The 20,135-nt window shown below is 63.0% G+C and carries 19 protein-coding genes and 1 pseudogene; 9 read left to right on the forward strand and 11 right to left on the reverse strand.

Annotated features, from left to right (window positions below):
• Positions 1-13: 13 nt before the first annotated feature.
• Positions 14-820, reverse strand: coding sequence for a CHAD domain-containing protein (locus tag REH34_RS26865; RefSeq protein WP_226502127.1), 807 nt, complete (start codon positions 818-820; stop codon positions 14-16).
• 187 nt (positions 821-1,007) lie between these two features.
• On the opposite strand from REH34_RS26865, the gene REH34_RS26870 reads away from it, so the two are divergent.
• Positions 1,008-1,604 (forward strand): histidine phosphatase family protein, encoded by a 597-nt coding sequence (locus REH34_RS26870; protein ID WP_311969829.1) that lies wholly within the window; start codon positions 1,008-1,010, stop codon positions 1,602-1,604.
• Positions 1,605-1,652: 48 nt separating this feature from the next.
• Here REH34_RS26870 and REH34_RS26875 read toward each other — a convergent pair whose 3' ends face one another.
• The 6 genes and pseudogenes from REH34_RS26875 to REH34_RS26895 all read right to left on the reverse strand — a co-directional run bounded on the left by REH34_RS26875 (position 1,653) and on the right by REH34_RS26895 (position 8,189).
• Positions 1,653-3,347 (reverse strand): bifunctional metallophosphatase/5'-nucleotidase, encoded by a 1,695-nt coding sequence (locus tag REH34_RS26875; RefSeq protein ID WP_311969830.1) that lies wholly within the window; start codon positions 3,345-3,347, stop codon positions 1,653-1,655.
• A 112-nt stretch (positions 3,348-3,459) separates the two neighbouring features.
• The gene (locus REH34_RS26880) at positions 3,460-4,407 is read right to left on the reverse strand and encodes a metallophosphoesterase (protein WP_311969831.1); all 948 of its coding nucleotides are present in this window, start codon (positions 4,405-4,407) and stop codon (positions 3,460-3,462) included.
• A gap of 89 nt (positions 4,408-4,496) precedes the next feature.
• Positions 4,497-5,360 carry a methyl-accepting chemotaxis protein gene (locus REH34_RS30405; RefSeq protein ID WP_409373353.1) on the reverse strand — a complete coding sequence of 288 codons (864 nt, stop codon included), beginning with the start codon at positions 5,358-5,360 and terminating at the stop codon, positions 4,497-4,499.
• Positions 5,355-6,137, reverse strand: a pseudogene (locus REH34_RS30410) (MCP four helix bundle domain-containing protein); the annotation flags it as partial. The pseudogene REH34_RS30410 and the gene REH34_RS30405, both read right to left, overlap by 6 nt.
• Positions 6,138-6,332: 195 nt before the next feature.
• On the reverse strand, positions 6,333-7,385 hold the full coding sequence (locus REH34_RS26890; protein ID WP_311969832.1) for an L-idonate 5-dehydrogenase: 1,053 nt from the start codon (positions 7,383-7,385) through the stop codon (positions 6,333-6,335).
• 30 nt (positions 7,386-7,415) lie between these two features.
• Positions 7,416-8,189 carry a glucose 1-dehydrogenase gene (locus REH34_RS26895; RefSeq protein WP_226502132.1) on the reverse strand — a complete coding sequence of 258 codons (774 nt, stop codon included), beginning with the start codon at positions 8,187-8,189 and terminating at the stop codon, positions 7,416-7,418.
• A 226-nt stretch (positions 8,190-8,415) separates the two neighbouring features.
• Between REH34_RS26895 and REH34_RS26900 the strand changes: the two genes are divergently transcribed.
• Positions 8,416-9,594, forward strand: coding sequence for a GGDEF domain-containing protein (locus tag REH34_RS26900; RefSeq protein ID WP_226502133.1), 1,179 nt, complete (start codon positions 8,416-8,418; stop codon positions 9,592-9,594).
• A gap of 40 nt (positions 9,595-9,634) precedes the next feature.
• On the opposite strand, the gene REH34_RS26905 is transcribed toward REH34_RS26900, so the two are convergent.
• Together REH34_RS26905 and REH34_RS26910 are read right to left on the reverse strand one after the other, a co-directional pair.
• Complete coding sequence (locus REH34_RS26905) at positions 9,635-10,708, reverse strand: nitronate monooxygenase (RefSeq protein WP_311969833.1); 1,074 nt, start codon at positions 10,706-10,708, stop codon at positions 9,635-9,637.
• Positions 10,705-11,625, reverse strand: a complete 921-nt coding sequence (locus REH34_RS26910) for a LysR substrate-binding domain-containing protein (RefSeq protein WP_311969834.1) — start codon at positions 11,623-11,625, stop codon at positions 10,705-10,707. The genes REH34_RS26905 and REH34_RS26910 overlap by 4 nt, the downstream gene beginning before the upstream one ends.
• Before the next feature lie 301 nt (positions 11,626-11,926).
• On the opposite strand from REH34_RS26910, the gene hppD reads away from it, so the two are divergent.
• The 7 genes from hppD (at position 11,927) to REH34_RS26945 (ending at position 16,923) form a co-directional block, all read left to right on the forward strand.
• Positions 11,927-13,003 (forward strand): 4-hydroxyphenylpyruvate dioxygenase, encoded by a 1,077-nt coding sequence (gene hppD, locus REH34_RS26915; RefSeq protein WP_311969835.1) that lies wholly within the window; start codon positions 11,927-11,929, stop codon positions 13,001-13,003.
• A gap of 254 nt (positions 13,004-13,257) precedes the next feature.
• Positions 13,258-14,337 carry a helix-turn-helix domain-containing protein gene (locus REH34_RS26920; RefSeq protein WP_311969836.1) on the forward strand — a complete coding sequence of 360 codons (1,080 nt, stop codon included), beginning with the start codon at positions 13,258-13,260 and terminating at the stop codon, positions 14,335-14,337.
• Positions 14,338-14,444: 107 nt separating this feature from the next.
• Positions 14,445-14,966, forward strand: coding sequence for a DUF2589 domain-containing protein (locus tag REH34_RS26925; protein WP_311969837.1), 522 nt, complete (start codon positions 14,445-14,447; stop codon positions 14,964-14,966).
• Between the two features lie 18 nt (positions 14,967-14,984).
• Positions 14,985-15,602 (forward strand): DUF2589 domain-containing protein, encoded by a 618-nt coding sequence (locus tag REH34_RS26930; protein WP_311969838.1) that lies wholly within the window; start codon positions 14,985-14,987, stop codon positions 15,600-15,602.
• Between the two features lie 78 nt (positions 15,603-15,680).
• A complete protein-coding gene (locus REH34_RS26935; protein ID WP_311969839.1) occupies positions 15,681-15,953 on the forward strand; it encodes a hypothetical protein in 273 nt (90 codons plus the stop codon).
• A complete protein-coding gene (locus REH34_RS26940; RefSeq protein WP_311969840.1) occupies positions 15,953-16,258 on the forward strand; it encodes a hypothetical protein in 306 nt (101 codons plus the stop codon). The genes REH34_RS26935 and REH34_RS26940 overlap by 1 nt, the downstream gene beginning before the upstream one ends.
• A 266-nt stretch (positions 16,259-16,524) precedes the next feature.
• Positions 16,525-16,923 carry a hypothetical protein gene (locus tag REH34_RS26945; RefSeq protein WP_311969841.1) on the forward strand — a complete coding sequence of 133 codons (399 nt, stop codon included), beginning with the start codon at positions 16,525-16,527 and terminating at the stop codon, positions 16,921-16,923.
• Between the two features lie 113 nt (positions 16,924-17,036).
• On the opposite strand, the gene REH34_RS26950 is transcribed toward REH34_RS26945, so the two are convergent.
• Both REH34_RS26950 and REH34_RS26955 read right to left on the reverse strand, forming a co-directional pair.
• The gene (locus tag REH34_RS26950; protein ID WP_311969842.1) at positions 17,037-18,338 is read right to left on the reverse strand and encodes a cytochrome c; all 1,302 of its coding nucleotides are present in this window, start codon (positions 18,336-18,338) and stop codon (positions 17,037-17,039) included.
• Between the two features lie 12 nt (positions 18,339-18,350).
• Positions 18,351-20,135 carry a GMC family oxidoreductase gene (locus REH34_RS26955; RefSeq protein WP_311972171.1) on the reverse strand — a complete coding sequence of 595 codons (1,785 nt, stop codon included), beginning with the start codon at positions 20,133-20,135 and terminating at the stop codon, positions 18,351-18,353.

The raw sequence follows: 20,135 nt of genomic DNA on the forward strand, positions 1-20,135 counted from the left end.
GAGCTGCTGGACGCTATCGAGCGGGCTGCCTGACGGGGGCGGCTCGGTGTTTTTTGCGGATGTCCGGCAGCAGCCGTTGCAGGCGTTTTATCTCGGCTTCGGCCTGCGCCAGTTCTTGTACTGAAGCCTGCAGCCATATCTGCTCCAGCGGTTGCAGGTCGGCTTGCTCCTTGGCCTTCAGGCACCATTGGAAATGGTCATGCCAGGAGCCCAGTGCGGCTTGCACGGCCTTGAGCGATTTGGCGGCGTTTTTCGACAAGGGCGATAAATGCGGGAAGGCTTCGGTCAGGTAGCGCGAGCGTTTTACCAGTATTCGTAATTCATGGCGGTCGAACTGCGGGTCGTTCAAGGCTGCATGCAGTTTGTCGATCTGCTTGGTCAGGGCCCTGCCGATCAGGCGCTTGAGCTTGGCAGAGTCGCGCCCGGCGTCTTCGGCGCGGAACAGCGACGGCCAGTTGTCCAGCGCGACGAACAGACGCTTGAGTGCGGCATCGTCAAGTATGGCCTTGTAGTCCGCCTGCAACCGGGCTCTTCGCGCGGCGGCCTCAGCGGGCATACCGCGTGCCTGCAACTCGATGGCCATGACTTCCAGATCCCGCGTCGGCGTGGTCAGCCGGCCCACCTGTGCCGCCGCTTCGCGCAACGAGCTGGTGGCCGCGATGGAGCGCAGCGGGCTGAGCAGGCTGCGAATACGCCGGATGCAAATGCGCAAATCGTGAAGCGCCTCGTCATCGGCGGTGGCCTCGAGCCGCGCTCGGGCATGAAACAACGCCACTTCCAGCTCGATGATTTCCTTCACGTACTCGTTCACGAAAGCCATTCGATCCACCTGTTCATGCTGATCTGGCGGCTGAGGCTAGCAGAGAATGGTGACAGATTAGAAGGGGTGCAAGAACGAGCGCCCCACGGTCAGTATCGACAGCCTCCAAAGGCAATCTGCGAGAAGGCTGTTACGGTGGATGTTGGCCTTGATAGACTCTCGCTCTTTGATTCGCGAGAGGGATTTCATGAATTTATACGTCGTACGCCACGGCGAAACCTGGGCCAACGCCGAGCGGCGATATCTTGGATCGCTTGATCCTGAACTGACCGAGCATGGCAGACAGCAGGCTCAAGCCCTTGCGATGCAATTACCCGAAGTGCTCGACACGATGATCGTTTCCCCACGGAGGCGGGCGCGAGAAACAGCCGCCATCCTCAATGGCCAGTTGAATCTGCCGTGCCATATCATGGATTGCTTCCAAGAGCGTAATGTCGGGGTATTCGAGGGCCTGACTCAGGGCGAAGCTGAAGCCCGATACCCCCAGCTCTGGGCGCAGAACATCACTCGGCATTGGGAGATCGGACCAACTGCTGGGGAGTCCATTGCGCAGGTCGCGGAACGGGTATTGCAAGGCTTGATTGAACTGGCTGCGCGATACCCGCACAGTTCAGTGTTGCTAGTAGCCCATGGCTTCGTCGCGAAGGTCATTCGCGCCCTGGCCAAAGCGGACTTCGCCGACTTTTACGACTGGCAGCTCTGCAACGGATCGTTGCTGGCCTTGACCGACATCAAGGTTGCAGCGCTCGATCTCGCGGTCTTGAAAGCGTCGCTGCCAAGGTAGTTACAACGGCGGCTTCCAGCCAGTTGCGGCCGTCTTGCCCCGCAAGGTTCAATCGACCCGCACAATCCGCCCGGCACTGTGCGTCGCTCCCACGGCAACGTGCTTCGCTTCGTTGATCCGCAGGTACTGCAGCATTGCCTCCAGATCGACTAGTTTGCTGTCCACCACCCTGGTCCCTTGCTTGAACACCGAAAACCGGTCCCCACCTGCGGCGAGAAACGCATTGGACACCACGCGATAGCTGCGTTTCATCTCCAGTGGCTTGCCATCCAGCATGACGCTGCCCGGCACCACACGGCTGTCGGCCGGGCGCCTGGCGTCCCAGCGATAGCTGAACCCCTGGGACACCTGCAACAGATGCAAGGCCGCGGCGCTGAACGGTTGGTTGAGCAGCGCCACTAGCTGTTCGCCAGTAAGGTCCATGAGCACCAGGGTGTTGTCGAACGGCTGCACACTGGCGAGCTGGGCATAGGTGAGCCCCTTGCCTCGCGCCTGTTCGAGATCGTTACGAATGCCACCGACGTTCATGAAGGCGATCTGCGCGCCCCAGGGGCGGGTCATGGCCAGTTGCGAGTCGCTGACCAGATCGCCCAGCGCTGATTCACCGTTGCGGTCCAGGCGGCGACTCACCAAGGGCACAGCGATACGGCCGGCCGGTTGCAGGAGGATGGCATCGCTGCGCGCTTCGACTTCGTGCTGCAAGGCGGCCATCTTGGCATCCGGGGTGTAATGCTGCGGATCGGCCAGCAGGTTGCTGGCGGTCACCGCCGTGACATGGTGCGCGCCTGGCGTGACTTGCAGCGTAAGACGGGTCAACAGGTGGCCGTAGGAGCTGCCTTGAGTGACCGAAAGATGGCCGACCTTGCACAGATAGCCCTGATGGGAATGGCCGCTGAGCAGCGCGTCGACGGCAGGATCGAGGCGCTGGGCGACGTCGATGATAGCGCCGCTGAGCTGGCTGCAATCGCTTTGATCGAAGCGCTCCGGGGTGCTGCCACCCTGGTGAATCACCGCGATGATCGCATTCACCCCTTGGGCCAGGAGCTCGGGAATCACCCGGTTGATGGCGTCTGCCTCGTCGGTCGCTTGCAGGCCTTGCATGGCTTTGGGGCTGACGATCTGCGCCACGTCGCGCAGCACGGCGCCGACAAAGGCGACCTTGACGCCATGGCTTTCTTCGATGCGGTAGGGCGCAAGCAGCGGCTTGCCGGTGGCGGTGTCGATCAGGTTGGCGGCGATGTAGGGAAAGCCGCTGCCGGGGTAGTCGGGGCGCAACTTGCAGGCTTTTTGTGGTCGCGAGGACTGACAGCCACCGTTGATCTGGCGCAGTAGCTCGGCCTTGCCGTTGTCGAGTTCGTGGTTGCCGACGCTGCTCAACAGCAGCCCCATGCCATGCAAGGCTTCAAGGGTCGGCTCATCGGCCCACATGGCCGAGATCGCCGGGCTGGCACCGATCAGATCGCCGTCACCGACGAACAACAGTTGCGGATCCTGCGCGCGCAGTTGGTCGAGCATGCCGCCCAAGGTGGCGATACCCCCGGCGTCGAGCGTGTACTCGGTGCCAGCGGCGTCCTTGTAGGTCCAGGGATTGGGTTGCAGATAACCATGCAGATCGTTGATCGCGACGACAGTGACCTGCACCGGTTGAACAGGCGCGGTGCTCGGCGCCTGGCTGCAGGCGGCGAGGGCGACGAGCAGCGCGGTGGTCGCCAGGCGGCGACCACCGGCGAGAAAGGTTGCCATGGCAAAACATCCTGTCGGGCGAAAGAAAGGCCCTCGCGTGGGGGCCCTGATTGACGGTCTCAAGCAGTACGTTAGTGGGCGACTGACGATTGCGCCAGTCGGCCGGCAAGCGCTATCGATGCACGTCAGGCGGCCCATCCACCCAGACGAAATGGTCATTGGACAGCGTCGCCTCACCGCTCCAGCGATAAGCACACAGCTTGCCGTCCGGCGTGCCCTTGCCGATGGAGTAATCCAGCACGGCAATATGCGGCGTGTGAATGCGCGGCGTACCGCTGGCCCAGTAATGGCCGATGAACACCGGGCGCAGCTCGTCGTAGTTGTACAGCAGCGTCTGGGGCAGTGGCAGCTGCGGTAGCAGCGAACGCAATTGCTCGTCGACGATCGCCGCGCCGGCATAGGTTTGCGCGGCGCGGTCCCACCAGCGCGTACGCGTGGTGTCCCGCTGCACGCCGTCCTTGTCGGTGTAGAAGACGCCGTCGGGCAACTGGACCTCGGTGCCTTTGAGGACGGTTTCGACGGCTCGATGGGCCAGTGAATCGCTGTCGTGCAAGATCGGCCAGGCGCTGTCCTTGATCGAGTGATCGGCGTTCAGGTATGGCGCCAGCGCATCCAGATAGCCCTGATGCCAGCAGGCGTGCACCGCGCGAATCTCGCCGGTGTCCAGATAGACCGGCAAGGTCTTGAACCACGCGATCAGCTCTTTATGCTGCCTGGACTCGAGCGTCACCTCACGGATGAAGGCCTGATGCTGATGGCTGTTCTTCTCGCTTCTGGGCCGCAGATAGTCGCCGGGCCGTTCGGCATCGAGGGTGGCGAAGCCTACCGCGTTGTATTCATGGTTGCCCATGATCGCTTGCGCCGAGCCGTCGTCGACCATGGCGCGAACGATATTGACGGTGTGCAGTTGCTGTGGGCCGCGGTCGACATAGTCGCCAAGGAACACCGCCTGACGCTCGGCGTGGCGCCAGGCCGACCCGCGCTTGTGGTAGCCGAGCTTTCGCAGCAATGCTTCGAGGCGCTCGGCATAGCCGTGGATGTCGCCGATCAAATCCAGCATGAAAATCTCCTTTTCATCATGCCGCACAGTGTAAGGGCTCCCAGAGTAAAAGCGCGACAGGGCTGTCGCACCCGCCTGGGGACACCCCGTCAGATCTTGAACTTGCTCACCAGCGTCCTGAACGACACGGCCAGGCGGGAAAGCTCCAGGGTCGACTCGTTGGTCTGGCGCGCACCGCTTGAGCTCTGGGTCGACAGGTCCTGGATATTCACCAGATTGCGGTCCACTTCACGCGCAACCTGCGCTTGCTCCTCCGACGCGCTGGCGATCACCATGTTGCGCTCGTTGATCTGCGAAACCCCGGCGGTGATGCGCTCCAGTGCATAGCCCGCTTCGGCGGCTTCGGTCTGGGTTTCGCCGGCCAGCACCTGGCTTTTGCTCATGGCCACCACCGCCGCATCCGCGCCGGTGCGGACCGCGTTGATCATGGTCTCGATGTCACCGGTCGAGGATTGGGTACGGTGTGCCAAGGCGCGCACCTCATCCGCCACCACCGCGAAGCCCCGGCCTTGTTCCCCGGCCCGCGCCGCTTCGATCGCCGCGTTGAGGGCCAGCAGGTTGGTTTGTTCTGCAATGGCGCGAATCACATCCAGGACCTTGCTGATCTCCCGGATTTGACCGGCCAGCAGCTCGACTTTCTGAGTGGAGTCGCCGATGCCGGTGGCCATGACGCTGATCGACTGGATGGTTTTCCTGACTTGAGTACCGCCGGTCAACGCGTCCTTGCTGGTCTGCTCGGAGGCGTCCGAAGTGCTGACCGCGTTGCGGGCAACTTCTTCCACGGCGGCTGTCAGTTCATTGACCGCTGTGGCGGCTTGCTGGATTTCGTCATTCTGGCGAGTCAGGCCCTGGGAGCTTTCGGTGGTGACCGCGCTCAACTCTTCGGCGGCCGCGGCCAGTTGATCCGAGGCATTGGCAATCTCGCGGATGGTCGACTTCAAGTTTCCTTGCATCGTGGCGAACGCGCCGAGTAGCAGGCCGATTTCGTCTTTGCCGCCACCCTCGATAGCGAAGGTCAGATCACCTTCGGCGATGCGTCGGGCACTTATCAGTGCGCCATTGATGGGGCGGGTAATGGCTCGAGTGATGATCAAACCGATAGTGATCGCGAGCACGAACGCGATCAGCACGCCCAGGGCAAGCATCAGGTTCGCATGATCGTCCGTCGCCTGCGCAGCCTGGCCCGCTTCAGTGCCTTGCCGTTTGTTGGACGCGATGATCAGTTTCAACTCATTGTTGACGCTGGTGTAGGCAGGCTCTATCTGCGTCTGGAACGTCCGAAGCGCGGCGTCCATATTGCCGCTCTGGACATCCCGAGTCATCTGGTTGGCCAGGGCTATATAGGCGGGCCAGTCTTTTTCGAACTGGTCGCCGGCGACGCGCTCGTCATCTTCCAGGGGCGTCTGGCGGTACTGTTTGAACTGGCTTTCGACGTCTTGCTGATTGTTGTTCATCGACTCAATGGCTGCGTCGATGTCGGCTTGCGTGCCTTGGGTCAACTTCAGCAGGAGGATCTTGTGCACGTCACGATAGTGAGCGATGGCGTTTGCCCGCGCATTACTCGTGTATTCGATCGAAACAAGGCTGTTGGTGAGAATATCCTTGAGATTGGCGCTGATCGAGCTGATGCCCAGATGCCCGACGAAACCAACGCCGAGCGTGATGCACGCACAAAGCACAAACGCCGTGAGTAGCTTGGTCGCCAGTTTGATGTCGTTCAGGAAGGTCATTTTTCAATTCTCTCGTTTTGATCGGGGTGAAAAATGCAAGGCGATGACATTATTGTGACATCACCTACTAGCCTATCGACTGAGCGAGAGGGTTCTGAACGAAATGCCAGGTGAAACTATTTACACCCTTTGACAACCCGTCTTCTTCAGGAGTGCACGCCCGTGCAGTGCGCGTCGAATTTTTCAGTTGCTCAGTCAGTCCTCCACGCCAAAATCCAGCACCACTTTCATCGCCCGGCTCTTGTCCGAGGCCAGCTCGAACGCCTCGACCGCTTGCTGGAAGGGCACCGTGTGGGAGATCACCGGACGCACGTCGATGATCTTGCGGTTGAGCAAGTCCACGGCCTGGGCGAATTCGGGATGAAAACGAAAGGTGCCGCGCAGATCGATTTCGCGGCTGACCAGCAAATTCAACGGCACAGATACATCGCCGCCCAGACCGACGGTGACCACCACGCCGCGCGGCGCGACGCACTCCAGGCCGTTGCGCAGGGCCTGGGCGCTGCCGGAGACTTCGAACATCACGTCGAAATAGCCCTTTTCGGCGGTGTAGCGCTGCAACGCATCGGGCTCGATGGCCAGGTTGTGGGTGCGGTTGGCGCCCATCTTTTCGGCGCAGACCAGGGGCCCGGCGGCCAGGTCGACGGCGACGATCTGCCCGGCACCTGCGGCGCGCAGACTGCCGATCAACAGATTGCCGATGGGGCCGCAACCGGTCACCAGCACGCGCTTGCCGAAGATCGCCCCGGCGCGCTGGATGGCATGCAGGCCCACGGACAGCGGCTCGGCCATGGCACCCTCGGCCAGGCTGACATGATCGGCCAGCACGTGGGCCTGATGCGTGTCGATCACCAGTGACTCCTGGAACGCGCCCTGGATATGCGGGAACGGCATGGCGCTGCCGTAAAAGCGCATGTGCAGACAGTGATTGGGCAGGCCCTGCTGGCAGAAGCGGCACCCCCCACAAGGCCGGGATGGCGATACCGCAATCCGCTGGCCGACCCGCAGCGGCCCGGCGTCGCTGCCCACGGCGTCGATTACCGCAGAGACTTCATGGCCCAGCACCATGGGCTCGCGCAGGCGCACGGCGCCGAAACCACCGTGCTGGTAGTAGTGCAGATCAGAGCCGCAGATACCGCCCCGGGCAATACGCACGCGAAGCTGGTGGGGGGCCAGGGGCTGGGGTTGAGGTTGAGGTTGAGGTTCGACCCGCAGGTCTTTCGAGGCGTGGCAGACAATGGCGTGCATGAGGCTCTCCGATTGTTTTGGTGTTCAGCGTCACAGCGAAGCGGTGATGCCGCCATCGACATAAAGAATATGGCCGTTGACGAAGCTGGCCGCGTCGCTGGCCAAAAACACCGCAGCGCCGGCCAGTTCGGCGACGTCACCCCAACGGCGGCTGGGGGTGCGCTTGACCAGCCAGTCGCTGAACTCGGGGTCGGCCACCAGTTTGGCGTTGAGTTCGGTCTTGAAGTAACCGGGGCCGATGCCGTTGATGGTCAGGCCGTGGGGCCCCCAATCGATGGCCATGCCCTTGGTGAGCATTTTCAGCGCGCCTTTGCTGGCCGCATACGGGGCGATGCCTGGGCGGCCGAGTTCGCTTTGCACCGAGCAGATATTGATGATGCGCCCGCGCTGGCGCGGGATCATCACCCGTGCCACCGCCTGGCCCACCAGAAACGCGCTGTCCAGGTTGGTGCTGAGCAGTTCGCGCCAATGCTGCTCGCTGTAATCCTCCAAAGGCCCGCGGCGCTGCATGCCGGCATTGTTGACGAGGATTTCCAGCGGCCCCAGGCGCGCTTCGATGTCGGCCACGGCGGCCTGGATGGCGCTGCTGTCGGTCACATCGAAGGCTTGGGTGTGCACCTTCAGGCCTTCTGCGGCCAACAGCGCGGCACTGTCGCGCAAGGTGCTTTGGTTGCGCCCGTTGAGCACCACCTGGGCGCCGGCCTGGGCCAGGCCACGGGCAATGCCCAGGCCGATGCCGGCGCTGGAGCCGGTGATCAAGGCGAGGCGGCCGTCGAGGCGGAAGGTATCAAGAACATTTGGCATCTAAGGGCCCTTACATAGAGAGGGTTCTGTCAGGCAAGAGGTATGACGACTATTACTAAAGCGCAGAGTGGCGCCCAGGTCCAATCTGCATTCCTGATGGGGGTGTCAGAATTGCTGATAGGGCCCGCGCTTGATAAAGCGGCCTTGATGTCGCAGGTGTTCTGGAGGCGCGCCAAACCCCTTACACTTGAACCTCTCCATCGTAGTCCTGACAGGCTGATCAGCAATGGCGCTCGACCCCCTCACCATGTTGACCCTCTCCATCGCCCTGGCAGCCGCTGCCGCGCTGTACCTGGCGGTGGAATGGCGCAGCGTACGCGAGCGTTCGCTACTGCTCTGGAGCGCCGGCTTCGCCCTCATCAGCGTGGGCTCGACCCTGGCCTTGCTGCGCAGCAGCGGCCTGTTGCTGATCGGTATCTGGTTCGCCAATGGCCTGCTGGTCACGGCTCACTGGCTGTTTTTGCTGGGGGTGGCGCGTTTCACCCAGGCGCGTCTGGGGCGGGGCTGGTATCTGATCTTCGCGCTCTGGGTGGCGATGCTGCTGTTGCCGGGTGGGCCGCTTTGGTCGACGGTCATGTTGATCGTCAATTCCACGCTGGTGGCGCTGTTGATGCTGCGGGCCAGCCTGCTCCTGCGGCCCCACGGCAAGTCACTGAGTGTGGGAGCGGTGCAGCTGCGTTACGTCCTGCTGTTGCATGGGGTTTTCTATCTGGTCAAAGCCATCACGGCGGCGCTGCCCGGCACGTTGATCGACCTGGCGACTTTTGGTGGGCAGATCATTCGTATTTCCCTGGTCGAGGGGGTCATGGCGATCATGCTGATCGCGCTGTCGATGACCGGCACCGAACGCTACCGGCGCGAGCGGCACATCGCCCGGTTGGCCGCCCGCGATCCGTTGACGGCCCTGTATAACCGCCGCGCCCTCGAAGTCAGGGCGCCGCGGGTGTTCGCCGAGGTCGGGACGGGCCGCCCAGGTGCGTTGCTGCTAATCGACATCGATAACTTCAAGCTGGTCAACGACCTCTACGGCCATACGGCCGGCGACCGCCTGCTGGTCGAGCTGAGCGAGATGATCCGCCGGTTGCTGCCCGAACGTGCGCTGGCGGCACGACTGGGCGGTGACGAGTTCGTGCTGTTGCTCGGTAACGCCTCCCTTGACGCTGTCGTCGAGCTGGGCGGTGCGCTGCGCGCGCGATTCCATCAGGCCGCAGCGCAGGCGTTCGCGACGCCCGCCGCCGTGACCTTGAGCATCGGCGTCAGTCTGTTCGACCAGCCGCCTGCCAGCCTGGCGGCTTTGATCGAGCAGGGCGATGCCGCGCTGTACGAATCCAAGCGCGGCGGGCGCGACAGTATCCGTCTGGTCGATCGCACCGTTGCCGCAGACGGGCCGCTCGGCGCCGATTGACGGCACGCGGCGAGGCTATCGCGTCACTGGCATGCTGGCTTCAGCGAGCGGTCGCAGCGGCATATTCCTTCATCAACACCGCCACCAACTCACCGGCAGGCATCGCCCTGGCCAGCGGCGCGCCTTGCCCGGCCCATTCAGCGGCGAAGTCGTTGCTGCCTTGGCTCGCGGCCAACGCGTGCAGCGCTTTACCGGCGTCGTAGGCGAGTGGGTATTCGGCATGCAGGGGCGGGTGGGTTGCCGAGTGCTCAAGATACAGCCGGTTGACCAGGCCCCGGGCAGGGCGCCCGGAGACGCTGCTGGTGATGCGCGTGTCGCTGGCCCGCGCGCTGCCTAACGCAGCCCGGTGCGCGGGCGTGGCGGATGATTCCGGGCTGAGGATAAACGCGGTGCCCAACTGCACCGCACTGGCGCCTAGCTGCAAGGCAGCCGCGATGCCGGCGCCGTCCATGATGCCGCCGGCAGCGATCACTGGCAGGTCGAGGTGCGTGGTAATCAGCCGCAACAGCGCGAACAGGCCCAACTGCGCGTCCTTGCCGGGTGCATCATCGAACACGCCCCGGTGGCCGCCGGCTTCGACGCCTTGGGCGACGATGGCATCGACGCCATGATCGGCGAGGACCTGCGCCTCGTGCAGCGTCGTCGCGCAGCCGAGAGTGAAAATGCCCGCCGCCTGCAACTGCTGGACCCACTCCGCTGGTGGCACACCGAAGTGGAAGCTCACCACCGCGGGCCGTTCTTCAATCAGCATCTGCAACATGGCGCTGTCGGCAAGGAACGAAGTGTAGATTTCTTTCAGGTTCGTCGGTGGTTCGCCCCCCAGCGCTTCGAACAGTGGCCGCAGATGCGCCAGCCAGGCCGCATTGCGCGCGTCGTCGAAACGCGCTGGCGCATGGCAGAACAGGTTGACGTTGAACGGCTGCCCGGTCAGGGCGCGCGTCTTGTCGATCAGCGCCCGGCCAAGCTCGGCAGTGCTGGCCCCAAGGCCAATGGAGCCCAGACCGCCGGCGTTGGACACCGCCGCCGCCAGCTCCGGCGTGGAGACCCCGACCATCGGTGCCTGGATGATGGGGTAATCGATGTGCAGCTGTTGGAGAAGGGCGTGGGTGTTCATTGCAGGGTTCCCTTTTCTGGCAAGGCGATGGATGTTGGCGATTGCCCGCTCAGGGCGCTGAGCTGGGCGAACGCCGGGGTGGCGTAACCGTTGCGGTGGACGAGCCATGTGTCCACGTCCAGCGCGTGAGTGGCCTGGATATCGGCCATGGGACCGTTACGCTCAAGCACGCTCTGGGGGACGAAGCTCGCACATTGCCCGGCGGCGACACGGGCGATCATTTCGTCGTAGGAGGTCACATCCTCGATGTGCAGACGCTGGGCGCCGTCCGGCCACTGGTCTGCAATCCAGCGCTGCCCGAGTGCTCGATAGGTGCAGCCAGCCTTGAACGCGGCCAGGCGTAATGGGGCATCGCCTGGCGCTACGAGAGTGGGCCGCGCGGCTGAAATCAACAGCATGATCTGCTCGCGAAACACCGCCCGCCCGTCGAGGTTTTGCGCTGCCAGCAGCGTTTGCGCCGAGCCGTGCTCGTGTGGGGGCAGGGCGATATAGGCGCAATCGATCAGGCCGTCGTCCAGTGCGCGCAGCAGCCCCAGGGAGTGGCCGGTGCTTACCTTGAGGTCCACGCCGGGCCATTGTCGATGGAACGCGCCGACTACCGCTGGCAGGCGCGTGGCCGCAGTACTTTCCATGGCGCCGATGCGCAGGGTGCCGTTCGGCTGAGTCGGGTGCATGGCCTGCCGGGCTTCATCGGCCAACGCCAGCAAGCGCATTGAATAGTCCATTAACACCCGGCCTTGTTCGGTCAACGCCATACGCTTGCCTTCGCGCGAAAACAGCGCGGCGCCCAGTGATTCTTCCAACTGCTGAATGCGCGTTGAAACATTGGATTGTGCCCGCCCCAGGCGCACGGCCGCCTTGGTGACGCTCATTTCAGCGGCGACGATCTGGAAGATTTCCAGGGAGGCGAGGTCCATTAACGTTCTCTTAAGCAGATTGATAAGATTTATAATATCTCAATAAAAGATTGATTGGCGCAAGGTACGCTGACCGATGGCGTCCAGCTACTCGTTTGACAGCACGCTGCAAACGGCGGACATTGCCCAGACGTAAGCTCATTACGCCCATAAGGATAAAAGAATCCATGAAGGTTCTAGGTTTGCAGTTGATCCATGGTGACTTTTTGGCGCGCAGTGTGCGGGGCATTCCCTGTGCGCCGCCAGAAGATCGGTAGATAGGAACGCTTTCTACTCTTCTTGTGCCTACCGGAAATCAACCATGACTGATCTTTATGAAAACCCCATGGGCCTGATGGGCTTCGAATTCATCGAATTCGCCTCGCCCACCGCCAACACCCTGGAGCCTGTATTGGCGATCATGGGCTTCAGCAAAGTCGCCCAGCATCGCTCCAAACAGGTGACGCTCTACCGTCAGGGCGCGATCAATATCATCGTCAACCTCGAGCCTGGCAGCCCGGCCGCGTATTTCGCCGCCGAGCACGGCCCCTCGGTGTGTGGCATGGCCTTTCGCGTGCGCAACGCCCATTTTGCCTACAAACGCGCGCTGGAGCTCGGCGCCCAGCCGGTCGAGATCGCCACCGGGCCCATGGAGCTGCGCTTGCCGGCTATCCGCGGGATCGGTGGCGCGCCGCTGTACCTGATCGATCGCTTCGGCGAAGGCACCTCGATCTACGACATCGATTTCGAATTCATCGAAGGCGTCGACCGTCACCCGCAAGGCGCCGGGCTGAAGCTGATCGACCACCTGACCCACAACGTCTACCGCGGCCGTATGGCCTACTGGGCGAACTTCTACGAAACCCTGTTCAACTTTCGCGAGATCCGCTACTTCGACATCAAGGGCGAATACACCGGCCTGACCTCCAAGGCCATGACCGCCCCCGACGGCATGATCCGCATCCCGTTGAACGAGGAGTCGTCCAAGGGCGCCGGGCAGATCGAGGAATTCCTCATGCAGTTCAACGGCGAGGGCATCCAGCACGTGGCCTTTATCACTGATGACCTGATCAAGACCTGGGACGCGCTCAAGGCCCTGGGTATGCGCTTCATGACCGCGCCGCCCGCCACTTACTACGAGATGCTGCAGGGGCGACTGCCTGATCACGGCGAGTCGCAGGACGCGTTGCAGTCGCGCGGTATCCTGCTCGATGGCACTTCGCAGGACGGCCGACCGCGCTTGTTGTTGCAGATATTCTCCGAAGCGCTCATGGGGCCGGTGTTTTTCGAGTTCATTCAACGCAAGGGCGATGATGGCTTTGGCGAGGGCAATTTCAAGGCGCTGTTCGAATCCATCGAACGCGATCAGGTGCGCCGCGGGGTATTGGCGGCGACCTGAGGGCCTTCTGGGCGGGTATCGACTCGAGGCCCGGCCAGTCCCTGCTTGCCAGCGCTATTCTGTAGCTTGCGCTATACCGGGCATCGACGACCTGCATGCCGGCCTGCTCAGCATCGACCCGTGGACCGACGTTGGCCGATGCCGAACCTGAGCCTGCGTATCAGCGTGCAGTGCAATAGGGAAATGCGCTCCTATGTTTCATCGCCGCTCTTCATGAATCAATCCGCCGACTCGACCTTAGATGAGCCGGTACGATGGACTTCGATTTCTTTCCTCAAGGCAACAGCCACGACAACGCGCACGGCAGCGCAGCCATTCCCAGCTTTCACAGCACGACGCTCGATGTGCCGTGCGATCAGCGCCTGCGCGCCTGGCGGCTGACCATCGAGGCGCTGTTCGAAGCGAACGCCGCCGAGGGGGAGGGGTTTTCAGCCTGCCTGACGGTTTACCATTTCAACCGTTTCCTGCTGTGCCGCGGGCGCCTCGATGGGGCCCGCTACTACCGCGACAGTGTGCGGCTGGGCTGGTGTGACCTCGATCATTATCTGTTGCACCTGCCGCTGCAGCGCGGATTGGTGGCAGGCAACGGCCTGCGGGTGCGCGCTTCGGATATGGTGATGCTCGATCTGGCCCAGCCGGCCGACTTCCGTACGACCGCCAGCGAGGGCGTGAGCCTGTTGATTCCGCGCACGGCTTTGGCGCCACTGCTGCATGACGCCGAGCAATTGCATGGCCGGGTGTTGCGCCGCGACTCGGCCGCCGGCGAGTTCTTGTCTGTGCTGTTGGTGTCGTTGGCCGCTGCGGCGCCGCGGCTGGTCATGCATGAGGCGCTCAGGCTGACGCGGCCGATCATCGAGTTGGTGGCGGCCTGCTTCGGCCAGACCGCTGCTCGCCAAGCGCCGGCGCCCTCGACCCTGCATGTCGACCTAGGCCGCCGGGTGCGGGCCTATATCGAGCAGAACCTGCACCGCGAAGACCTCGCACCGGTAACGCTGGCCAAGGAGCTGGGGGTGTCGCGCAGCCAGCTCTATCGGGCCTTCGAGAGGCTTGGCGGCGTGTGTCATTACCTGCGCCAGCGCCGGCTGCGCCGATGTCTGTTGGCACTGTGCGACGTCGCCAACAGCGGGCGGCATATCGTCGACCTGGCGTGTGAGCACGGGTTCGCCGATGAAGCCCATTTCAGCCGCCTGTTTCGCAAGGCCTTCGGCTTGTCGCCACGGGCGGCGCGTACCGCCATGCAGCGCGGTGACCCGTTGGTGTTTTCCGGTCTGCAGGTCAACCCCGGCAACCGCTGCCCCTTCGCGCATTGGGTGCGCGAGCTGAGCAGCTGTTGAAAAACTGGCAATCCGGGACGCCTGTACAAGTTTGCGGGACGCACGTCCAAGCCCGTGCCGCGGCCTGTGCCTATCCTGAACGCACTCGACAACAAGGAGTGTCACCCGTGGCCAATCAAGCTCTTCACCTGCTCATCCAGAGCATCGCCGGCGCGGTCGCCGAAGCGCAGGACAAGATGCAGCGCGTCCAGGTGTCCACCGTGCGCCAGTACTTCGACGACGACAACCGCCCGGTGAGCATCGAAGTCAGGTTGCCGTCGTCGTCGCCCGATGCGTGTCCGGGGGAAGAGCGGCTGGTGCGTGTGCCACTGCTGTCACTGATTGGCCCGCGGTTGCTGGCAGTCAAAGACATGGAGATTTCGTTCGACGTGGGCCTTTGCGCAGATAACGGTGGCGATGATTCCGCTTCGCCGGCGGTGCCTGTGGCCAAGAGCACTACTGATCAGAACGCGACGGACGAAAGCGCTGCGGCCTGGCCAATCGCGGCGCACACACCTTTGAACGTCGATCTCGGCGTTCGTCGAAATGGGGAAGGCGGGCCGCTTGCGCACGTCACCCTCAGAGTCGAGACCCAGCCGTGTTCCGAAGGCATGGCTCGGCTGGTGCAAAACCTGGATCAACTAATCTGAATAGCAAGGAGATGCTAAATGACTGACTTTTCAATGGGTGACCAATTCCGTGGTCTGCCGATGGGCGACCTGATCGGCGCTCCGCTGACGGCCGCCTGTGATGCGCAGGTGCGCCTGGCCAATGCCACGGCGGATTTCATCAAGGTGGTGGGCTTCCTGCCGCCGGCGTCCGATGGCGCGGATCCGAGTGGGGTGGGCGGGGTGCGTAACGTGATGTTCCGCTTCGACCGACCCTCGCAGAGCGTGCCCGCTGCCGACGGGGAAAATCCGATGGAGACGGTCGAGCTGGAAGTACCGCTGCTCGCCGTGGTCAAGGTACCGAATCTGTCGATCAACAAGGTCGATGTGAGCTTCGATATGGAGGTGAAAAACGCGTCGCAATTTCGAGAGGCGACGGATACTCAGGGAGCAATGTCGGCTGAAGCCAAGATCGGCTGGGGCCCTTTCAGCGCCAAGGTGAATATTTCGGGCTCGATTTCCTCGCACAAGGAAAACACCCGATCCACTGACCAGTCGGCCAAGTATCACGTGCAGGTGCATGCCGCCGACAACGGCATGCCCGAAGGGCTGGCGCGGGTAATGGGCATGATCGCCCAGTCGGTAGCGCCAAGGAGCATCACCCAGATAACGGCATAAACACGATCGTTGACCTGACCGCCAGCGTTGGGCGGCATCGCGCTGACGGTCAGCTATCTGCCATGGAGGAGACACGCAATGTTCGATTTGACGGACGTAGGATACGTGAAGCGCATCGTGGTCGGCAGCACCGATCCCGAGAAGCTCAGCTCGCAAGCCCAAGTAGAAGATGAGCTTGCCTTGCTCAACCGCTGCCTGAGCGATTCCCCGCGCGGGCGCATCATCGGTATCGAGAAGAATTTTTCGCTGCTCAACATTGGCGAGCACCAGGTCGTGCTGCAGGCGCAGATCTACCACGTCGGTTTTGCGCGCAAACCGTACTGGCTGCCCGATGATGGCGGGCAGTCCTGATGCTGGCCCTGGACGATCTGGCTCATGCCTTGGGTGGCGAGTTGACCCGCGCGCAGCGCAACTGTGCCCGAACATGGCCCGGCACTCGGATCGCGGCGATGGAGGTCGAGATGGCGGCGACCGTGGAGTGCATCGATGCCTGCGGCACCCTGGCGCTGCGGGTCGGGCGTGTACCAGGCGTCAGGCAGCGGGTGCATCAGCTGCGCATCGAAGTGCCCGGTAGCGACGCGGCGGCTATCACCGTGCGCCTGAACGGCGAGATGTTCGGCCACTACGCGAGCGCTCGTCATGCTCCCACACACTGACCACTCGATATTGCTGGTGCTGTCGGCTGAGCAGAGCAGCCGGTTGCGCGGCCTGATCGACTCGACGGACGTGGCGCCGATCTGTCGGCCCCGGACACGACGAAGAGGCATGAGGAGCGGCTTCTGGCTGTTCACCCTCGTGTTGCTCGTTTGGCTGGGCGGTGAAGTGGCGTCACTTTCTATCCAATGGGCGGCCAATTTTATCCAATGGGCGGCCAACGCGCCCATCCCTTGAACCTCAAACATCACTGACAAGGAACGTTTGCATGAGGCTTTTTACTTCTACCCTGATCGGCGTTATGGCATTGGCGACACTGTTCTCGGCGTCCGCAGGAGCCGAAAACTTCCAGGGCGTGCTCGAAGACAAGGCGCGTCCTGTCCCGGTCGTCCTCAATTTGCGCGCCGACGCAGCGCCCGGCACGCTTGCCGGCTCCATTCGGTTCGGCGGGCCGTGGGCCTGCGGGCTCGAAGTCGAACTCGCGCAAGTGGCTGAGCAGCAGCGCCTGTACTTTCTCAAGGGCGCCGGGGCAGGACGCTGCGCAGTATTGACCGCAGGCTATTTGCATACTCAGCGCGATGACGATGGCTTGGCTGTTACCCTGTTCGACCGGGCCAACCGTGCGCCTGCGCTTTACAGTATTCCCTTCACGCCGGTCAGCTCGTAGCCACGGGTGCGGATTCGCATGGCGTCGTGACGACCTGCTGGGCATCACGCGGGGAGGAGGTGATATCACGATCCAAACCTGTAGCGAGGGGGCAAGCCCCCTCGCTACAGCGATCAATGCTGGGTGACTTGCCCCAGATCGTCGCCAGAGGTGTGCTTCATGTCGCTGGTGCGCAGTTTGGCAACGTCCGCCGCGCTGACGGGCGCGCCTTGGTTGCCCCAGCTGCCGCGAATGAAGCTCACCACGTCAGCGACTTCCTGATCGCTCAAGCGCCAGGCGAACGCCGGCATGGTGAAGGTCGATGGCGCGGTGTGCGTCGCTTGCAAGGTGCCGCCGGCCAACACCACATGGATCAGCGAGGTCGGGTCGCTGCCCTGCAGTACCGGATTGCCCGCCAGTGCCGGGAACACCCGGTTGTAGCCATGGCCGTCGGTACGGTGGCAGGCCGCGCAGTTGTCGATGTACACCGAGGCACCGCGCTGGCTGTCGTCGCCTTTCCACAAGGCGTCGCCGGCCTTCGGATCGTAGACATGCGGCTTGTCGTTCGGATCACTGGCCGGCAGGGTCTTGAGGTAGCGGGCGATGGCGGTCAGGTCGGCGTCGCTCATGTACTGCATGCTGTGCTCGACCACATCGCTCATGCCGCCGAACACCGCGGTGCGGTCACTGCGGCCGGTCTTGAGGAACTGCACCAGCTCATCTTCGCTCCAGCTGCCCAGGCCGTCCTTGTGGTCACCGCGCAGGCTCTTGGCGATCCAGCCTTCGAGTGGCGCGCTGCCGGCCAGGAACTGGCTGCCGTCGGCGGGGTTGAGGGCTTTTTCCTGCATAGTGATGGCCCGCGGCGTGTGGCAAGCGCCACAGTGGCCAAGGCCTTCGACCAGGTAGGCGCCGCGGCTGACCACCGCGTCGCTGCCTGCCGGTGCAGGGGTTGGTTGGACCTTTGGCGCGAACATCTGGCGCCAGATCGCCAGTGGCCAGCGCATGCTCAACGGCCACGGAATGTCGGTGTCCTTGTTCGCCTGCGCCACCGGCTCGACGCCGTGCATGAAGTAAGCGTACAGGGCCTTCATGTCGTCATCGCTGACACTGGCATACGAGGGGAAGGGCATGGCCGGGTAGAGCGTGCTGCCGCTCTTGCCGATGCCATGGCGCACGGCCTGATCGAAGTCATCGAAGCTGTAGCTGCCGATGCCGGTGGCGTCCGGGGTGATGTTGGTGGAGTACACCGTGCCGATTGGCGTTTCCATGCCCAGGCCACCGGCGAACGGCTTGCCGCCCTTGGCGGTGTGGCAGGCTACGCAGTCGCCCGCACGGGCCAGGTATTCACCTTGCTTGACCAGCGGGTCGTTGCTCTCGGCGGCCATCAAAGGCAGGCTGGCGCTCAACAGCAGGGAGGCGATAAACAGGTTCTTCATGGTCATCGTTCCTTATGCCTGCACCAGCGGGCCGGGGTTTTTCAGGTACTGCTCGCGGATCGCCCGCGCCGACCAGTAGGTGAGGGCGGCCACCAGCCCGGTAGGGTTGTAGCCCAGGCCTTGCGGGAACGCCGAGGCGCCGGGGACGAACACGTTATGCACGTCCCAGCACTGCAGGTAGCGGTTAAGCGCACTGGTTTTCGGATCGGTGCCCATGATCGCGCCACCGTTGAGGTGAGTGGTCTGGTAGGCCGCGGTGTTGAAGTGCTCCTTGACCTTCTTGCCCAGCAGCGCGATGGACTTGGGATTCATGGCCTGGGCGACCTTGCTGAGTTTGTCGACCATGAACTGGTTCATCTTGATGTCGTTTTCCTGCCAGTCGAAGGTCATGCGCAGCAGCGGCTGACCGTAGGCATCGCGGTAGGTCGGGTCGAGGTCGAGGTAGTTGGCGCGGTACGACTGGTGCGCACCGTGGGCGTCCATCGACACCTGGTGGGTGTAGTACTCGGCGGTGGTTTTCTTCCAGGCGCTGCCCCAGGCCGGGGTGCCTGGCGGGTTGGACGTACCGGCGATCGGCCGACTGCCGGCCTGGTTGACCCACATCGGCGAGCCACCGACGAAGCCGTGCGGCCCGTGGTCGAAATTGTCGGCGTTGTAGTCGTCGATGGCCACGCCATTGCCGCCTGCGCCGATGAAGTTGTTGGTGTGGGTGTCCTTGTCGAAGAACGCCTTCACGGTGCCCATGTTCTGGTAGGCGAAGTTACGCCCGACCACCCCTTCGTTGGTGACTGGATCGTAGGGTTTGCCGATGCCGGACAACAGCATCAGGCGCACGTTGTTGAACTGGAACGCACCGAGGATCACCAGGTCTGCGGGTTGCTCGACTTCGCGGCCCTGGGCATCGACGTAGGTGACACCGGTGGCCTTGCTCTTGGTGCTGTCAAGGTTGACGCGCAGCACGTGGGCGTTGGTGCGTAGCTCGAAGTTGGGCAGCGGGCGCAGCGCCGGCAGGATGTTCACGTTGGGCGACGCCTTGGAGTACATGTAGCAGACGTAGCCACTGCAGAATCCGCAGAAGTTGCACGGGCCCATTTGCGCGCCATAGGGGTTGGTGTACGGCCCCGAGGTGTTCGCCGACGGCAGGTTGTAGGGCTTGAGGCCGATGTCGTGGGCGGCTTTCTGGAACAGCTGCGCCGAGTAGGTGTTTTTCTGCGAGACCAGCGGGAAGGGATTGGAGCGATCCGGCGCATAGGGGTTGCCGCCCTTGCCGTCGCCCACCAATTGGCCTTTGACGGTCCAGGCCTGGCCCGAGGTGCCGAAGACTTTTTCGGCGTAATCGAAGAACGGCTCGAGTTCTTCGTAGCTGACGCCGAAGTCCTGGATGGTCATGCCTTCAGGGATGAATTTCTTGCCGTAGCGCTCTTCGTAGTGGCTGCGCATGCGCAGTTCGATCGGGTCGACCCGAAAGTGCACGCCGGACCAGTGCAGGCCGGCGCCGCCGACGCCCTTGCCGGGCAGGAAGGCGCCCAGTTGGCGGTTGGGCAAGGCCACGTCGTTGACGGTGTGGCGCACGGTGACGGTCTCTTTGGACACGTCAACGAAGAGCTTCTTGCGCACGCTGTAGGTCAGCTCGTCGATGACTTGCGGGTAGTTGCCGTCGGGATAGGTGTCCTGCATCGGGCCGCGCTCCAGCGCCACCACGTTGAGGCCTGCCTCGGTAAGTTCCTTGGCCATGATGGCGCCAGTCCAGCCGAACCCGACGATCACTGCGTCTACTTTTTTCAATACGGTCGCCAC

The sequence above is a fragment of the Pseudomonas baltica genome (assembly GCF_031880315.1).
Classification (GTDB): Bacteria; Pseudomonadota; Gammaproteobacteria; order Pseudomonadales; family Pseudomonadaceae; genus Aquipseudomonas.